Annotated in this window: 13 protein-coding genes; 6 read left to right on the forward strand and 7 right to left on the reverse strand. The window is 61.3% G+C overall.

Features of this window, described 5'->3' with window-relative positions:
• The first annotated feature begins 44 nt into the window (after positions 1-44).
• The gene (locus EVC45_RS14670; RefSeq protein WP_129958695.1) at positions 45-1619 is read left to right on the forward strand and encodes an alpha-amylase family glycosyl hydrolase; all 1575 of its coding nucleotides are present in this window, start codon (positions 45-47) and stop codon (positions 1617-1619) included.
• Positions 1620-1670: 51 nt separating this feature from the next.
• Here the strand turns inward: EVC45_RS14670 and EVC45_RS14675 are convergent, their stop codons facing one another.
• On the reverse strand, positions 1671-2540 hold the full coding sequence (locus EVC45_RS14675; RefSeq protein WP_129958696.1) for a helix-turn-helix transcriptional regulator: 870 nt from the start codon (positions 2538-2540) through the stop codon (positions 1671-1673).
• A gap of 104 nt (positions 2541-2644) precedes the next feature.
• Here EVC45_RS14675 and EVC45_RS14680 point away from each other — a divergent pair, with 104 nt between their 5' ends.
• Complete coding sequence (locus tag EVC45_RS14680; protein WP_129958697.1) at positions 2645-3544, forward strand: SDR family oxidoreductase; 900 nt, start codon at positions 2645-2647, stop codon at positions 3542-3544.
• Positions 3545-3585: 41 nt separating this feature from the next.
• Here the strand turns inward: EVC45_RS14680 and EVC45_RS14685 are convergent, their stop codons facing one another.
• Both EVC45_RS14685 and EVC45_RS14690 read right to left on the reverse strand, forming a co-directional pair.
• Positions 3586-4155 carry a hypothetical protein gene (locus tag EVC45_RS14685; RefSeq protein WP_129958698.1) on the reverse strand — a complete coding sequence of 190 codons (570 nt, stop codon included), beginning with the start codon at positions 4153-4155 and terminating at the stop codon, positions 3586-3588.
• Positions 4156-4217: 62 nt separating this feature from the next.
• Positions 4218-4910 carry a phosphatase PAP2 family protein gene (locus tag EVC45_RS14690; RefSeq protein WP_129958699.1) on the reverse strand — a complete coding sequence of 231 codons (693 nt, stop codon included), beginning with the start codon at positions 4908-4910 and terminating at the stop codon, positions 4218-4220.
• A gap of 259 nt (positions 4911-5169) precedes the next feature.
• Between EVC45_RS14690 and EVC45_RS14695 the strand changes: the two genes are divergently transcribed.
• The gene (locus EVC45_RS14695; RefSeq protein WP_129958700.1) at positions 5170-6042 is read left to right on the forward strand and encodes an endonuclease/exonuclease/phosphatase family protein; all 873 of its coding nucleotides are present in this window, start codon (positions 5170-5172) and stop codon (positions 6040-6042) included.
• 142 nt (positions 6043-6184) lie between these two features.
• On the forward strand, positions 6185-6970 hold the full coding sequence (locus EVC45_RS14700) for a hypothetical protein (RefSeq protein WP_129958701.1): 786 nt from the start codon (positions 6185-6187) through the stop codon (positions 6968-6970).
• A 532-nt stretch (positions 6971-7502) separates the two neighbouring features.
• Here the strand turns inward: EVC45_RS14700 and EVC45_RS14705 are convergent.
• Positions 7503-8591: a glycosyl hydrolase gene (locus EVC45_RS14705; protein WP_129958702.1), complete on the reverse strand. Its 1089-nt coding sequence runs from the start codon at positions 8589-8591 to the stop codon at positions 7503-7505.
• A 1719-nt stretch (positions 8592-10310) separates the two neighbouring features.
• On the opposite strand from EVC45_RS14705, the gene EVC45_RS45625 reads away from it, so the two are divergent.
• Together EVC45_RS45625 and EVC45_RS14710 are read left to right on the forward strand one after the other, a co-directional pair.
• Complete coding sequence (locus EVC45_RS45625; protein WP_168991477.1) at positions 10311-10514, forward strand: hypothetical protein; 204 nt, start codon at positions 10311-10313, stop codon at positions 10512-10514.
• Positions 10515-10671: 157 nt separating this feature from the next.
• The gene (locus tag EVC45_RS14710; RefSeq protein WP_129958703.1) at positions 10672-12834 is read left to right on the forward strand and encodes a TonB-dependent siderophore receptor; all 2163 of its coding nucleotides are present in this window, start codon (positions 10672-10674) and stop codon (positions 12832-12834) included.
• 42 nt (positions 12835-12876) lie between these two features.
• Here the strand turns inward: EVC45_RS14710 and EVC45_RS14715 are convergent, their stop codons facing one another.
• The 3 genes from EVC45_RS14715 to EVC45_RS14725 are packed head-to-tail and all read right to left on the reverse strand — an operon-like array spanning position 12877 to position 15826.
• Positions 12877-13707 (reverse strand): ATP-binding cassette domain-containing protein, encoded by an 831-nt coding sequence (locus EVC45_RS14715; RefSeq protein WP_129958704.1) that lies wholly within the window; start codon positions 13705-13707, stop codon positions 12877-12879.
• Positions 13707-14717 carry an ABC transporter permease gene (locus EVC45_RS14720; protein ID WP_129958705.1) on the reverse strand — a complete coding sequence of 337 codons (1011 nt, stop codon included), beginning with the start codon at positions 14715-14717 and terminating at the stop codon, positions 13707-13709. Before EVC45_RS14720 ends, EVC45_RS14715 begins: the two co-directional genes overlap by 1 nt.
• Entirely contained in the window at positions 14717-15826 is a 1110-nt protein-coding gene (locus EVC45_RS14725) for a sugar ABC transporter substrate-binding protein (RefSeq protein ID WP_129958706.1), read from the reverse strand. Before EVC45_RS14725 ends, EVC45_RS14720 begins: the two co-directional genes overlap by 1 nt.
• Positions 15827-16074: the final 248 nt, after the last annotated feature.

The raw sequence follows: 16074 nt of genomic DNA on the forward strand, positions 1-16074 counted from the left end.
TTCGCGCGTAGCGCCAAAACAATCGATCGTGAAGGGGAACTGCAATGTCGGAACTGGCATGGTGGCAACGCGGCGTGATCTATCAGATCTATCCGCGCTCGTTTCAGGACAGTAACGGCGATGGCATCGGCGATCTGCCCGGCATTAGCGCGCGCCTGGAATACGTCGCGGCGCTGGGCGCCGATGCGGTGTGGATCTCCCCCATCTACCCGTCGCCGATGGCCGACTTCGGCTATGACGTCGCGGACTACTGCAACATCGATCCGATGTTCGGCACGCTGGACGGATTCAAGCAATTGATGGGCCACGCACATCGGCTCGGTCTCAAGGTGCTGCTCGATTTCGTGCCGAATCATTCGTCGAACCGGCATCCGTGGTTCGAGGAAAGCCGCTCGTCACGCGACAATCCGAAGCGGGACTGGTATCTGTGGCGCGATCCTGCGCCCGATGGCAGGCCGCCGAACAACTGGTTGAGCCGCATGGGCGGCTCGGCGTGGGAATGGGACGAGGCGACGGGGCAGTACTACTACCACGCGTTTCTGCGCGAGCAGCCTGACCTGAACTGGAGAAACCCACAAGTACGCCGCGCGATGGATCAGGTGCTGCGCTTCTGGCTCGATCTCGGCGTGGACGGTTTTCGCGTGGACGTGCTGTGGCTGTTGATCAAGGACGCTCAGTTTCGCGACAATCCGCCCAATCCCGGATATCGGCCCGGCGAGCCGGATCATCATCGGCTCTTGCAAAGTTACACGGAGGATCAGCCGGAAGTGCATGAAATCGTCCGCTCGATGCGAGCCACACTGGACGAGTACGGAGACCGCGTGTTGATCGGCGAAATCTACCTCGGTGTCGCGCAATTGGTGAAGTACTACGGCGTGAACGGCGATGGCGCGCACATGCCGTTCAATTTCCAGTTGCTCTACGCGAGTTGGAATGCGCAGGACATTGCCCGCATGATCCGGGACTACGACAACGCGTTGCCCGCATACGCATGGCCGAACTGGGTGCTGGGAAACCACGACAATCCGCGCGTTGCGTCGCGCGTGGGCACGGCGCAGGCACGCGTGGCCGCTGTGCTTTTGTTGACGCTCCGTGGGACGCCGACGCTGTACTACGGCGAAGAAATCGGCATGACGGATGGCTATATCCCGTCAGATCAGATTCAGGACCTGGCGGAGCTTCGGCAACCGGGCATCTGCCAGGGGCGTGATCCCGAGCGCACGCCTATGCAGTGGGATGGCTCGCTGCCGAATGCGGGCTTCACGGACGGCAAACCTTGGTTGCCGATTGCGACGGCGACGAGCGTGCGCGAACAGGACGGCGACATGTCGAGCATGTTGTCGCTGTATCGGCGGCTGTTGGCCTTGCGGCGCAGCAACGCCGCTCTTGTGCAGGGGACGTTAGAGAACGTCGTTGCTTACGGCGACGTGCTGACCTATGAACGGCGATACGGCAATCAAAGCGTCTTCATCGCGCTGAATATGGGCGTCGAAGATGCCACCGTGCAATCGCGTACGGGCATGGTGGCGCTATCGACGGTTAGCACGCGCATCGGTGCGAGCTTTGTCCAGGGTGCCAATCTGCTTGCCGCTAACGAGGCGGTCATCGTGATCGTTTGAGCATGCTTCTGGCGGCTTCACGCCGCGCTCGCGCTCGACCGTCGAAACCGATCACGCAGCGTTCATTGGTGCGGCGCCGGCACTTTCATCCATCGATTCCATCGATGAAACGGCGCTGCGGATGCGACCGGCGATTCGCGCGTCGAGCGGTGTGTACACGAGCATGCTCAGGTCCGGCCGACCATCGACGGCGAACAGCGAGTACTCCATTTCGATGCTCCCGAACACCGGATGCAGCAACCGCTTCACGTGCTGTACTTCGCTGTGGCCGAACACCTGGTTTTCGCGCCACATGCGTTCGAAGTCCGGGCTGGCGCGGCATAGATCGTCGACCAGATCGCCCACCTCGGAAGCGAGCCCCGCGCGCGCCACGTCCGCGCGGAACGTCCCCACGACGAAGCGCGCGACGCTCTCCCAGTCGTGCTGTTTTGCGCGCACGTCCGGGTCGCCGAACAGGAAGCGCAGGATGTTGCGCTGACCCGGCGGCAACGCGCTGTAGTCGGTCAGCACGACCGCTGCCGCGCGATTCCACGCGACGACGTCCCAAGTCGCGGTCTTGATGATCGACGGGCTGGCGTCGAGCGAATCGAGCACGCGCTGCAAGCGCGGGTCCACTGCGTCGGTGGACCGGTAGCGCACTTCCGGCGGCCGCCCGAGGCCCAGCATGAAAAGATGTTCGCGCTCGGTATTCGTCAGCATCAGCGCCGCGCAGATGCGCTCCAGCACCGCGGCGGAAGGCGCGCCGCCACGGCCCTGCTCGAGCCACGTGTACCACGTCGAGCTGATATTCGCGCGCTGCGCCACTTCTTCCCGGCGCAATCCGGGCGTACGCCTGCGGCCCGAGAAGCCGAAGCTGGCCGGATCGAGCCGGGTGCGCCGGCTGCGCAGAAAGTCTCCGAGGGATTGAGCGGGGGTGTTCACTACGATGATTAACCTGTTAGTCGCTTTACCGGGATAAGCTCACTACTTCAATAGCATATTGAATGATCGCATAGTGCGGGCGTGGCTATCCTGGAGACTTGACCATGCGAATCTTTCTGACGGGCGCAACCGGGTTTATCGGCTCGGCTTTGGTGCCCGAACTTATCGAAGCCGGACATCGGGTGATCGGCATGACCCGCTCCGATCAGGGTGCGCAGGCGCTCAGCGCAGCCGGTGCGGAGGTCCATCGCGGCACGCTCGAAGACACCGACAGCCTGCGCAGCGGCGCCGCGAAGGCGGACGCCGTCATCCACCTCGCGTTCGATCACGACTTCTCGCACTTCGTGGAGAACTGCGAGAAGGACAAGCGTGCGATCGCGGCACTTGGCTCGGCGCTGGCCGGCTCGGATCGGCCGCTTCTGATCACGTCTGGCACGGGCGTCGGCAGCCGCGATAACGGGCAGCCGGCCACCGAGGACGTGTTCAACACCAGTCACCCGAACCCGCGCATCGGCTCCGAGCTGGCGGGCAATGCGCTGCTGGAGGCCGGTGTCAACGTGTCGGTGATGCGGCTGCCGCAAGTGCATAACCCGTTCAGGCAGGGCCTCATCACGCCGCTCATCCAGATCGCGCGGGACAAAGGCGTGGTCGCCTACGTGGAGCAGGGACGAAACCGCTGGCCGGCGGGGCATCTGTCGGATGTCGTGCGGCTGTACCGGCTTGCGATCGGGAAGGGCGAACGCGGCGCGCGCTATCACGCGGTCGGCGAAGAGGGCGTTAGCGCCCGCGAGATCGCCGAGGCGCTGGGGCGTGGCCTGAAGTTGCCCGTGGTCTCGATACCGCGCGAGGAAGCGCAGGCGTACTTCGGATGGATGGCGATGTTCGCCGCGCTCGATATGCCGGCATCGAGCGCGCAGACGCGGGCTCGTTTGGGCTGGCAACCGACCGGCCCGACGCTGCTGGCCGATCTGAACGAAGCGCGCTACGTCAAGATGTTGGCGTAGCCTTCGCGGTCGCTGTCATGACGAGACGTTCGAGCAGTCGATCAGTTGTTTGAGGACAACCGAAACGGATTGACGGCCCACATTTCGCCGGCACGCAGATGCTGCCGTCTAAGCGCGAGCCATCGCGCAAGCGGCGTGAGACTGATGCCTGGCGGGACCGAGCCGCCGAACGACTCGGAGACGAACGGCGCGTCATCTTCCGGGCGACGAACGACCTGAACGATGTGCGTGATGCCGCGTGGACGGGGATGATTTATCGCCCACGCGGGTTCTCCCATTTTCAGACCGATGGTCGCGCAACGCGGGAGGGTAAGGGCGGTGATCTCTTGCCCTTCGAGAATGAACCCGGTTCGGGTCTCGATTTCCTGAATGATCCGGTCCGACCAAACCTGCAAGGCCTGCACCGCGTCAGCACTGAATACCGCGCGGCCAGCAGCTTCATTCTCCGCTTGCATCGCGCTCGTGACAAGGAGTCGGGTCCATCCCGAGCAGTCGATGACCGGAGGGTCGGCCGCGAGTCCATCCGACTTTGCGCCGCGCCGATATCCGACTCGCCCCGTGTGGAGCTGCACCAACCGCCACATCGTCATCTCGCCCGCGCTCAATGTCATGGCCCAGACCTTCTCGTTGTCAGCAACAGCCAGCAGCAGCCTCTAACTGCACGCAATCGCCATCATAGATGTCTCACCACACCGCTCGCCAGCTTGCGCAGCTCGTCGAATTGCGTGACGAGTTCGACACACAGAATGAAGGCCAGCATCGCCGAAGGTCCAGGGTAGCGTTCGATCCATCGCAGCAACGGCGTCGCGTAGCGCGTGCGGATCGCATCTCGCGTCATGATCAACGTGATCGCGATTCCCACCGCGGCGCCCACCAGCAAATCGGTCGGGTAGTGAAAGCCGAGCCAGGCGCGCGGAAGGCAAATGAACAGCACGGTATAGAGAAGCGCCAGCGCACCAATGCCTCGCCACACGAGGAAGATGCCGGTGGCGACCGCCATCCACAGCATCGCGTGATCACTGGGGAAGGAGCTCCAGTTGGTCAGCACCGCGTCCTTGAGATCGCCGCTGGCAAAGCGCAGATGCAGGTCGGTGTCATAGACGGGACGCACTCTGAACGGCAGCCAGTGCGTCAGCAGTCTTCCGACGAAGAGCGCCACGAGGCCGCTGACGATCGTGGCGAGAACCATTTCTCGCCGCCATTCGCGGTCCTCGTCTTCCTCGAACCACATCCACCACAGCACCGGGATGAGTACGAGGCCTTTGAAGGTGTACAGGTCGGCAACGGCTTGTATGGATAGGGTCGCGAAATGACCGAAGTGCAGGTGGGACAGATACGTTTCGATGGACGAATCGAAGCTATTCATTATTTTCTATTTCTAAGAAGATTTGAGCCGGTCGCGATGAGGCTCAGCATAATTCATTGCATGCACCGCGTTTTTGGGCGCTTACTTTCACTGACACTTTTTACTGCGGAATTTCATCGCTAACTTTCAGTGACCCGCTGACCGCCCACGACGATGGGATTCGTCAGTGAAAAGCGCCTTCGAAGTCGTCGTGCCGTACGCTGATTCACCGCGCATGACGCGGCGATACACTGTAGCCGGCTCTTTCAAGGAGGCCGTCATGAAGCTGGTCGACTGGAACATTCAGTGGGGCTTAGGCGTCGACGGCCGTGTCGACCTCGGCCGGATCGTGCGGGAAGCACGCGCGTTGTGCGACTTCGATGTCCTGTGTTTGCAGGAAGTCACGCGCGGCTTCAACGAAGAAGCGGTGGCCGGCGGACTGAAAGGCGCGCCATCGTCCGATCAGTTCGCCGAACTTGCCGCTCTGCTGCCGCGGATGACCGTGCTCGATGCGATCGGCTCCGATCTGCCCTCGCTGGGCGCGAGCCGTCATCGGCGGCAGTTCGGCAATGCCATCGCGACCCGCTTACCGGTTCGTCAGGTGCTTCGCCATTCTCTGCCGTGGCCCGCCGACCCAGCCAGGCCGTCGATGCTGCGCGTCGCGCTCGAAGCGGTGCTGGAAGCCGACATCGGTCCGCTTCGTGTGATCTGTACGCACCTCGAGTTCTATTCGGAGAAACAGCGGCTCGCGCAAGTGGAACGATTGCGCGAGTTGCATCACGAAGCGTGCGATCACGCGCGCTCTCCCGCGCGTGGTGAAAAGCCGGACAGCCCGTTTGCCGATACGGCGCGCCCGCTCAGCGCCATTGTCTGCGGAGATTTCAACAGCGCCTTCGAAGACACCGCCTATGGACGGATGCTCGAACCGATCGCCGACGCTCCGTCGTTCGTCGACGCGTGGACCTGCGCGCATTGCGGCGAGCCGCGTGCCGCGACGGTTGGCCTATACGATCACGAGCAATGGCCCGAAGGGCCATTCGCGTGCGATTTCGTTTTCGTCACGCAAGACCTGAGCACACGCGTTGCATTGTGCAATGTCGATCCGCACAGCCGCTCGTCCGATCATCAGCCGATGTGGCTTGAACTGCGCTGAAAGGCCTGGGAATTGCCACTCTCTGATCCGCGCAGGAAAATCTGACCGCCGCAACTTTTGCGGGAATGCTTAAGGATCTGTTAAGAGTTGTTCTGCGATCGTTGAGCCTATCTCCAAGCCATGAAGATAGTGAGCATCGCACATGAATAGCAGCCAGTCGCAAATTCGCGCGCACGCAGTCAGCAAAGTCCCGCAGATCACGCTGGGCTTCTGGATCATCAAGATCGCCGCCACGACGCTTGGCGAAACGGGCGGCGATTGGGTAACCATGTCGCTCAAATTGGGTTATCTGATCGGCACCGCAATATTTGCGGTTATTTTTATCGGGCTGGTCGCCGGACAGATCAGGGCCGAGCGGTTCAATGCCGCGCTGTATTGGGCGACGATCGTCGCAACGACCACGCTCGGTACCACGTTGGCCGACTTCTTCGACCGCTCCGTGGGAGTCGGCTATCCGGGCGGTGTAGCCATCGTCTTCGCGCTTCTTCTTGCGAGCCTGGGCGTCTGGTACAAATCGGAAGGGACGGTGGCGGTGCAGAGCGTGACCACGCCCAAAGCCGAGTGGTTTTACTGGGTGACGATCCTCTTTTCGCAGACCCTGGGCACGGCGTTGGGCGATTGGGTGGCGGGATCGGACGAAGGCGGTCTGGGGCTCGGCTATGAGTACGGCGCGCTGATTTTCGGTGCGGGTCTGCTGATCGTCGGCGCGCTCTATTACTGGTCGCGCCTGTCGCGGACCGCCATTTTCTGGGCGGCGTTCATCCTGACGCGGCCGCTCGGCGCAACCTTGGGGGACTTGCTCGATAAACCCATTTCTCAAGGCGGGCTCGAAATCAGCCGACTCTATGCGTCGGTGGTTCTGGTTTCGTTCATGGCACTTTGCGTGGTCTTGTTACCGCAGCGTCCTGCCGGGCGAGCGATACGGTAGCGGGTGGCAGGCGGCTACGAATGTTCGGTAATAGCCATTGCGTGCCCGGTTCGGCCGCGCGACAACGACGCGCACAACGACCGCATCGACGCATCGATAGCTTGCCCGGAATACCTCCGTTCAATCGAGGCCGACGTGAAGAATTGCTGGACCAGGAAGAGTCCGTTCCTGAGCATGTGGTTAAGCGGCGCCAATACCGTCGCCAACTCAGCGGGTACGAGCGATAGCGGCAGCTAAACGCGCGGCGATCTCCGCATACTGGAGCGCTGTACTCACGCCGCCGAGGCCGAAAAAAAGAAGAATCGCACACCGACGAGTTGACTCGTCCGCTGTCGGACGAATTTGCCGCCTCGCTTGCACTATGGCACACAGGGCGTAACCGGATCGGGCGCAACGCCTATTTGCAACCCAGCCAAATTGTCGCCAGTGTCGCCTGGTCCAAACCGTCAAGCAACGAACCGGCGCGAAAACGGCAAAGAGAAGGAGCGCCATAGTCGGCGCTCCGTTCACTCATGGGTTACAGCAGGCAGGCTTACTGGATCGGAGTCAGGTAAGAGCCCGACAGGAAGCGTTGCGAACTCGGAATGGTCGCCGTGTAGGCCTGAATCGCGGCTGCAAGCTGCGGACGAATCAGGTTACGGTTGTAGTCGTAGATCGAATAGCCGTCACCTTCCCCGTTGCTCGGGTCGCCGTTGCGCACGACATACCAGAACGCCTTTGCCACCGAACCGTTGTTCATCAGAACCTTCAACTGGTTGAATGCGGCCGTTTGTCCGGCGTCCGTACCGTTGGTGCCATTGTTGGTCTCGGTCAGCCAGATCGGCTTCGCGCCGCTGCTGACGAGATTCGACACAGTGGTCAGGAATGCCTGCACCATCATGTCATATTCGGTGCTGCCGAAGTAGGGGTGAACGTCGACGACATCGATCGTGGTGTTCAACGGGCTGGAAGCACTCTTCGCGTTGTTACCCATTGCGTTGATGTAGTCGGTCGCCTGGATCAGCTCGCTGCCTGCGGGCGGTTGCCAGCCGTTATTCGGGTACGCCGAGTTGTAGAAGTACGAGATGCCTTGAGTGTGCAGAACCGTTTTGTAGCCTGCGGACTGGCTTTTCGTGTTCAGGATCTGCCTGGTTTCCGAATAGAGCGTCTTGCTTCGATTCAGAATGTATCCCGAGACACCGTTCGGATCGCCGTAAGATGGGTCCGTAGCGGAGAACGACCAATTGGTTTCATTGAACAGTTCGATGTCGGCCGTAAAGGGCAGAACGACGTCCATGAGCGAGCCGAGATACTTCGTGAACGTGGCGTCGCAGAAGTCGAGTCGCGGTGACGATGCCGTCGGCGGATTCTGGGTGGCCGAGCATTGGTATGCGCTAGCCGGCGCGTACATACCCACCTGGAAGAGAATCTTCATGCCACGGGTGCGTGCGGCGTTCAGAAGCGACTTCAGAAAAGCCACCTTGTTGGGGTCCAGCGTGCTGCCGTCGGCCAGCGTCATGAAGTCCCACGAAGCACCTAGGCGAACCGTTCCGACGCCCAATCCGGAAATCAGATCCAGGTCCTTCGAGCATTCGCCCAGTGCCGTCTGATCCGCACTCCAGAGATTGCAGTTCACGTCCATTGCAAACCGGTCGCTTCCGCTTCCGGTAGGCGGCGGTTGCAGCGATGCGAGTTGCGTGGTGGTGGTGGTGCTGGTGGTTGTGGAGCCAGTGGAGCTGGTGGTACCTGTGGAACTAGTGGTGCCTGTGGTGCTCGTGCTGGTGCGGGTGGCACCCCAACGTGTATGGGCGAACGCTGGCATCGATTGCCCGCACAACAGGGCTACAACGGTGATTACGGAGTAGATTCTGAGTTTCATTGACTTGGTTATAAATTGCTACTGACCGGGGATGGTCCGAGAACGTTGAATTTACGTTTGCCGATGACCATCAGTTCCTGAAAGCGATGGCGCACGTAACGCAAACACGTCAAAGGCGTGAGTCAACTGTCGCTGACATCACGATTGCAAATGGTCTTGAACGGGATATGCAGGATCCGTATGGATCGTCGCGAAACGGTTCAGTCGCCTTGTCCCGCCCTTTGCACCACGGCGCGGTTATAAGGCTGACCGTTCGCCTGAACCGGCGAAGAACCATTGCTGTAGGGCACTACGCCCTTGCTGTACGCCTCCGTAGCCGCGTTCGCGACTGCGTTGGCAGAGAGGGAGTTGGCGGTCACTGATTGCGTGCTGCCATCATCGCTTGTTTCGCCGCCACAACCTGAAACGCTTAGTACTCCGGCGATAAATGCAAGCGCTGAAGCAGTCTTTGCGATCTGAGGAAGCTGACGAAATGACGTTTTTAGTCTTCGAGAGAGTCTGTTAAAAGAGGGCATCTGTCTATTAGGCCAATAGAACCTGGCCGCTAAAACGAACAACGTTCGCGTGATAAGGACGTCGCCACGAAAAATTACGCAACAACACAAAGCACAACTAAAAAACGATCGGATTTTTCGAGAGCGCCCGCGGTCGGACTCGCATGCGGAACTGGTCTTATTTAATCATCAGACTTAATGTGATGTACCGAAAACCCAGCTTCATAATTTTAAATCGGAAGACTGGTGATTAATCGCAAATTGCGAAGTTCTGCCGGTTCGAATCAATATCGATCACGGTTTTGTCTAAGTGATCTGATGAATACGAATGATACAGAATTGAAACAAAATATGCCCCAACGGCTGTAACTAAACGTAACCGAGAGACTTGTGCTACCGGATAGATCCTATCGGTAATGTGTCCTGCTTCCCTTCCCACGCTTATCCAGAGGGGTTCCCATGCGCCAGTGCTGAATTCGCTGAACAGCAAGAGAACCGTTACAAAATTGTTACCTGGCGTTCATAGACAGGCCTGGGCGTTACTTTTCCGCCAATCTATAGTTCTTGGCAGATGGCTGAGGGTCTAATTAAATGCCCCAGTATGTTTTTAGAAAGAAAGACAATGCGGTCGCGGCATTTAGGTGGGCGGCATCGATCGTGTCAAATAAATCGCGGAATGCGAATTTTGTCACGGTTCGTTTTTGTGCTTTGGAGCAAGCAGACGGCTTGGGGCCAGGGGGACCTGCATATCATCGCCAGCGAAACACGTGCAATGGCTCGTCGCTGTCGCGTGCCCCCGGCGATGAAAACGAGCCCGCGATCCATTTTCGCGACTTCGCCACTTCCACTGCCTCACGACGAATCTCGTTCTTTATCTTTCTCTTGCCCGGCAAGAGATGCAGTCATGGTTGATGATTCCACTTTTCGCAGACCCTCGGTACGACGTTAGGCGATTGGGTGGCGGGATCGGACGAAGGCGGTCTGGGGCTTGGCTGAGTACGGCGCGTTGATTTTCGGTGCGGCTCTGCTGATCGTCGGTGCGCTCTATTACTGGAAGAAAAGAACAAAAGGCACGCCGCTGAGCGTACTCGAGACCCTTCCCACCGTGGGGCTTAATCGCCCTTTGCTCGCCAAAGCCGAACAGGCCGGAGCTGCCACGCACGTGGCGCCGTCACCCCCGAAAGCCATTTGAATCCCAACGTAAAGCTTTCAAAAGGCAAAAGCCTTTGCTACCATCGCGCCTCATGAATGCGAATCACTCGCATTTACAACCGAGAGGCGTTTGCTCGCTGGTAGACATGAAGAATCAAAAAAACACACGACCAACAAGGCTCACACTCCATCATCCGATGCAGATTGCAGTTTGGCTGGCCTTTGCCGGCGCCGCGCAATCGGCCTTCGCGCAGAGCGCCGCCAGCGGGGGCGTCGCGGCGCCGGCCGCTGGTTCAAGTGTCACCACGTCGGCAGCGCCACCGGCTAGCGGCGGCGAGCAGGCGCTACCGGCCGTCAACGTCAACGCGGCTGCCCAGACGGATTCGCCGATGCACTTGAGCACACCCGTGGCGGTCGGTGCGCTCGGCACGCGTTCGCAGCTCGACACGCCGTTTTCGACCACAGTCGTGACCGGCGAAGAACTCGCCGACCGTCAGGCGAACAAGCTCGGCGAGGTGTTCGCGGTCGACTCATCGGTCACCGACAACAGCAATGCATATAGCGCGTGGGCCACGTACATCTCGATTCGCGGCCTGCCGATCGACTGGCAGAACGGCTTTCGTATCGACGGCAATCCGTTCATCTCGTACGGCATCACGATGCCTTATGAAAACCTCGAACGCGTCGAACTCCTGAAGGGCCTTGGCGGTTTCATGTACGGCTTCGTGCAGCCGGGCGGCGTCGTCAACTACGTGACGAAGAAGCCGGCGGACCAGCCGGTGACGAGCGTGTCGGCCGGCTACCGGATGGACAGCGTGTTCAGCCAGCACGTCGACCTGAGCCGGCGTTTCGGTCCCGACGACATGTTCGGCGCGCGCATCAACTACACGCACGAGGCGGGCAAGACTTACAACGCGGGCGATATCAATCGCAATTCGCTGGCGGTGTCGCTCGACGGCCGCCTCACGCGCGACCTCGACGTCTACTTCGACGCGATTTACCAGCAAAGCCGCTCGAGCGGCCAGACCCCGGCGATCTACACAGGCAGCTATACGGGCACGAGCCTGCCCGCGACGATCAGCGGCGGCACCAATCTGCTCGGCGGCACCGATCAGCATCTGAACACGAACCTGCAGCTGTACACGGCGGGCGTCAGGTATCAGCTCACGCCGGACTGGTCGTTCGACACGTCGGCGAGCTACAGCAAATCGGCGCGCGACCGCAACGAAAGCACGCTGACCCTGCTGAACCAGGCGGGCGACTACGCCGACAGCCGCTGGAACGGCGATGAAGGCCACCAGGACATCTACTGGCAGGGCGTATTCGAAGGCAAGGTGAAGACCGGCATCTTCACGCATCAACTGGCGCTCGGCGCGTCGTGGCAGTACCAGACGAACGACTACAGCGCCGTTTCGTACTACTTCACGCTGGGCGCCGGCAACTTGTATGAGCCGAACCCGTGGCGCTATTATTCGGGCGCCGGTCTCGACAAATATCGCGCGAACGAGATCACGCAGAAGGCGCTGTTCGCGAGCGACACGATCCAGCTGACGGATCGCTGGTCGCTGCTCGCGGGCCTGCGCTACACGAACTACGATCAGCAGTCGTACAACGTCAACGGCTCGCTCGCGTCGTCTTACGGGCAGAACGGCGTGCTGACGCCGACCGCCGCGCTGATGTACAAGCTCGAACCGCACACCACGCTTTACGCGAGCTACGTGGAGTCGCTCGAGCAAGGCGCGATGGTGGCCGACATCTACGCGAACGCCGGCGCGTTGCTGCGTCCGCTGCGCTCGCGTCAGTACGAGGTCGGCATCAAGAGCGAGCATGAGCGCTGGAGCGCGACGGCCGCGCTGTTCCGCATCGAACGCGGGGCCGCGTACGCGAACAGCCAGAATGTCTACGTGCAGGACGGCAACTCGATCTACGAAGGTCTCGAAGCGGGCGGCAGCGTGCGCGTCGGCCGCAGCTGGCAGGTAACCGGCAACCTGATGCTGCTCGACACCTGGTACGCGAAGGGACAGACCTATAACGGCAACCGCGTGGCCGGAGCGCCGCAGTTCGTCGCCGCCGGCCGCGTGACCTACGACGTGCCCGCCGTGCCGGGCCTGCAGGTCGGCGCGGACGCGAAGTACACGGGTAGCACGAAGGTGCGTCCGGCCGGCAATCTGGAGACTGCCGGCTACATGATCGTGAACGTCGGAGCGAACTATGTGACGCGCATCGGTGGGCACGACGTGACGCTGCGTGCGGCGATCGACAACGTCACGAATCGCCGCTACTGGATGTTCCAGTATTCGGACTACATCGCGCCGGGCGATCCGCGCATGGTCAGCCTGAACGCGAAGATCGATTTCTGATTCGAGTTGCGAGGTTGCGTGGTATTGCGGGCCGTGGCGGGCTCACTGCGCACTGCTGGCGCGCATGGCCCGGTATTCCCGCTGCACGATGTCCATCAGTTCCGCTACCGAAGTCAGCGCGCTCTGTTGCTCGTAGGTTACGCGGCCGCGCTGCATCAACATGATGCGATCCGCGATACCGAGCGTCTGCGCATAGTTGTGCATGATCATGATGATCGACAGGCCGCCCTTTTCCTTCAGGCGCATCAGCAGGTCGATGATGAGCCCGGCCTCGCGCGCGCCCATCGCGGCGAGCGGCTCGTCGAGCAGCAGGATCTTCGCGTTCGAATTCACGGCGCGCGCCACGGCGATCGCCTGGCGCTGGCCGCCCGATAGACGCTCGACGGGCAAATCCACCGAAGGCACGTGTACGCCGATATCGTCGAGGCATTGCGCCGCGCGCTCGCGCATCTGCTTGTGGTCGAGCAGCCTGAACGGTCCGCGTCGCACGATTTCGCGGTTCAGGAACATGTTGTGATAAATGCTCAGCGAATTCGCGAGCGCAAGATCCTGGTACACGCATTCGATGCCGAGCGACCGCGCATGATCGACCGAGCGCAACAGCGTCTCCTCGCCGTCGATGTGGAGCGTGCCGCTCGTTTGCTGATGAAAGCCCGTGAGGATCTTCACGAGCGTGGACTTGCCCGCGCCGTTGTCGCCGAGTATGCCGAGAATCTCGCCCTTGCCGAGCGTGAGGGAGACGCCGTCGAGCGCCGTCACCGCGCCGAAGCGTTTGACGAGGCTGTCGCCGCGCAGCGCGAGCGGGGCGTTCGCCGCGCTGCTCGCAGCGGCCGTGGCATTCACGCCGACGGAGGAGGTTTGCGACTGGTCCATCAGTTTCCACCCTTGCGGCGAATGCGCCCGACGTGGATGTTGAAGATCATCGCCGCCAGAATCGCGGCGCCAAGAATGATGTTGAACGTAAACGCGTTGATGCCGATCAGCGTAAAGCCGTCGTTCAGAATGCCGAGCACCGCCGCGCCGATGAGCCCGCCCACGATGGTGCCTGAGCCGCCCGTGAGCGGCGTGCCGCCGATCACGGCGGCGGCCACCGCGAGGAACATGATCTGGTTGCCGCCCGCTTGCGGGTCGATCGAAGTAATGCGAAAGGCTTCGAGCATGCCGGTGAAGCCCGCGAGTACCGCGGCAAGAATGAAGTTGCCGAGGCGCAGCCGCCTCACGTGAATGCCGGCCTCGCTCGCGCCGAGCGGATTCGCGCCCGCCGCCTGCGTATGCAGGCCCCAGCGTGTGTGCCGCAACAGCACGTGCATCGCGAACGCAATCACCAGGGTCCAGATGATCTCGCTGTAGCCCCACGCGCCCATGAACCCGGCGAACGTGGGCGACCCCGGCGTGGGGGCGGGCGTGCCGCGCGAGATGGTGAGCGTGATGCCGTTGATCAGAAAGAGGGTGCCGAGCGTCGTGACGAACGAGGGCAGCCGCAGCCACACCGTCACCGCGCCGTTCGCGAAGCCGACGACTCCCGCCGCCACGAGCCCCGCGATCACGGCGAGCCACATCGGCGCGCCCGCGTCATTGGCGAACACCATCATGAATGGCGCGAACGCGAACACCATGCCCGCCGACAGATCGATGTCGCCGCCGATCATCAGCATGATTTCGCCGAACGCGATGATCGCCACCGGCGCGATGAACTGCGACAGGTTGACGAGGCTCGCGTTGGTGAGCAGGAAATCGTGGTTCGCGAATTCGAAGTAGGCGGCCAACAGCACGGCCACGAGCAGGATGCGCAGCTCGGCCGCCCATTGGGACGCGAATGAAACGCCCGCGCGCCGGGGCGCGCGGACCGTTTCGGTGTTGCTGGTCTGGTTCACTGTATTCATCAGGCTTTGATTGCACCGGACCGCGGCACGATTTGCTGCTTATCGGTTTTGCCTTCGAACCGCGTCGAGGTATTGAGGTACGGCTCGACGTTGTCCTTGGTCACGAATTTCAGGCCCGTGTTGACTTCAGCCGGCCCGACGAGGCCGCCCGAGCTGAGGAACACGAACGCCTGCATCACCGTATAGAAGCCCTGGACGTAGGGCTGCTGATCGATGGTGAAGTCGAGGAAGCCCTCGTGGATCAGCTGGATGGTGGTGGGCAGCAGGTCGAAGCCGCCGCCGTGCACGCCCTTCGACGGCAGGTTCGATTCCTTCATCACCTGCGCGACGCCCTGCGTGCTGCCAGCATCCACCGCGAACATGCCCTTCAGGTCCTGGTGGCCCAGATAGAACGACTTGATCTTCGACAGCTCCTCGTTGACGGTCGCGCCGGTGGCCACGGTCTGGATGTCGATCTTCTTGCCGGACTTCTTGATGGCATCGCTCGCACCGTCAAGACGCGGCTGGATGTTGAGCTGGCCAGGCGTGGCAATGAACAGCGCGACCATGCCGCTGTCGATCAGGCTCACAATCCGCTCGCCCATCTGGTAGCCCGACTGGTACAGGTCCTGGCCGATATAGGCGAGGCGCGGATTCTTCTTGCCGCGCGGCGCGTCGGCGTTATAGGAGAACACCGGAATGCCGGCGTCGAGCGCGGCCTGGATCGGCTTGTCGAAAGCGCTCGGATCGACGATCGGCACCGCGATGGCGTCGGCCTTCGCGGCAATCGCCGAGTTCACCGCGCGGACCATTTCGCCGGCGTCGGAGGTGGCCGAGCCGGTCCATTGATAGTCCATGTTGAGCAGGCCGCAGGCATCCTGAATGCCGTACTGCGTGGGCACGAAGAAAGGGTTGGTGGTGACGTGATTGACGAACACGATCTTCCACTTCTTGTGCGACGGAAAAGCCGACTCCGCCGCCTGCGCGCTGCCGATCAGCCCGCCCGCGCCGCCTAGCGCACCCATCAGCGAAAGCGCCGCGCCGAGTCCGGCGCCTTGCATCAGCCCCCGCCGCGTCGTGCTGATACCGCTACCGCCGTGTTCCTGATCGTCATCCCGTTGCTGTGCCATCTCATCCTCCGGTTCTTGTCTTCGTTGGTCGATGTGGTCGACGTTGCGTCGATCGTGTGCAGATGCTGGACGGCACCGGGAGTGCGGCGGGGCAGCGAGACTTTGGCGTGGCGACGTGCATCCCCGATTCGGAGGCGCTCGATACGCGCCGTGCGGTACCGCAAAAATGTTAGTGCAGTGCGGTTGCACCGCCTAATCCATGTATACCCGTAACTATTCCGAAGATTGGGATTGCCGGTTCAGAACGC

Source organism: Paraburkholderia sp. UYCP14C, assembly GCF_004197395.1.
GTDB lineage: Bacteria > Pseudomonadota > Gammaproteobacteria > Burkholderiales > Burkholderiaceae > Paraburkholderia.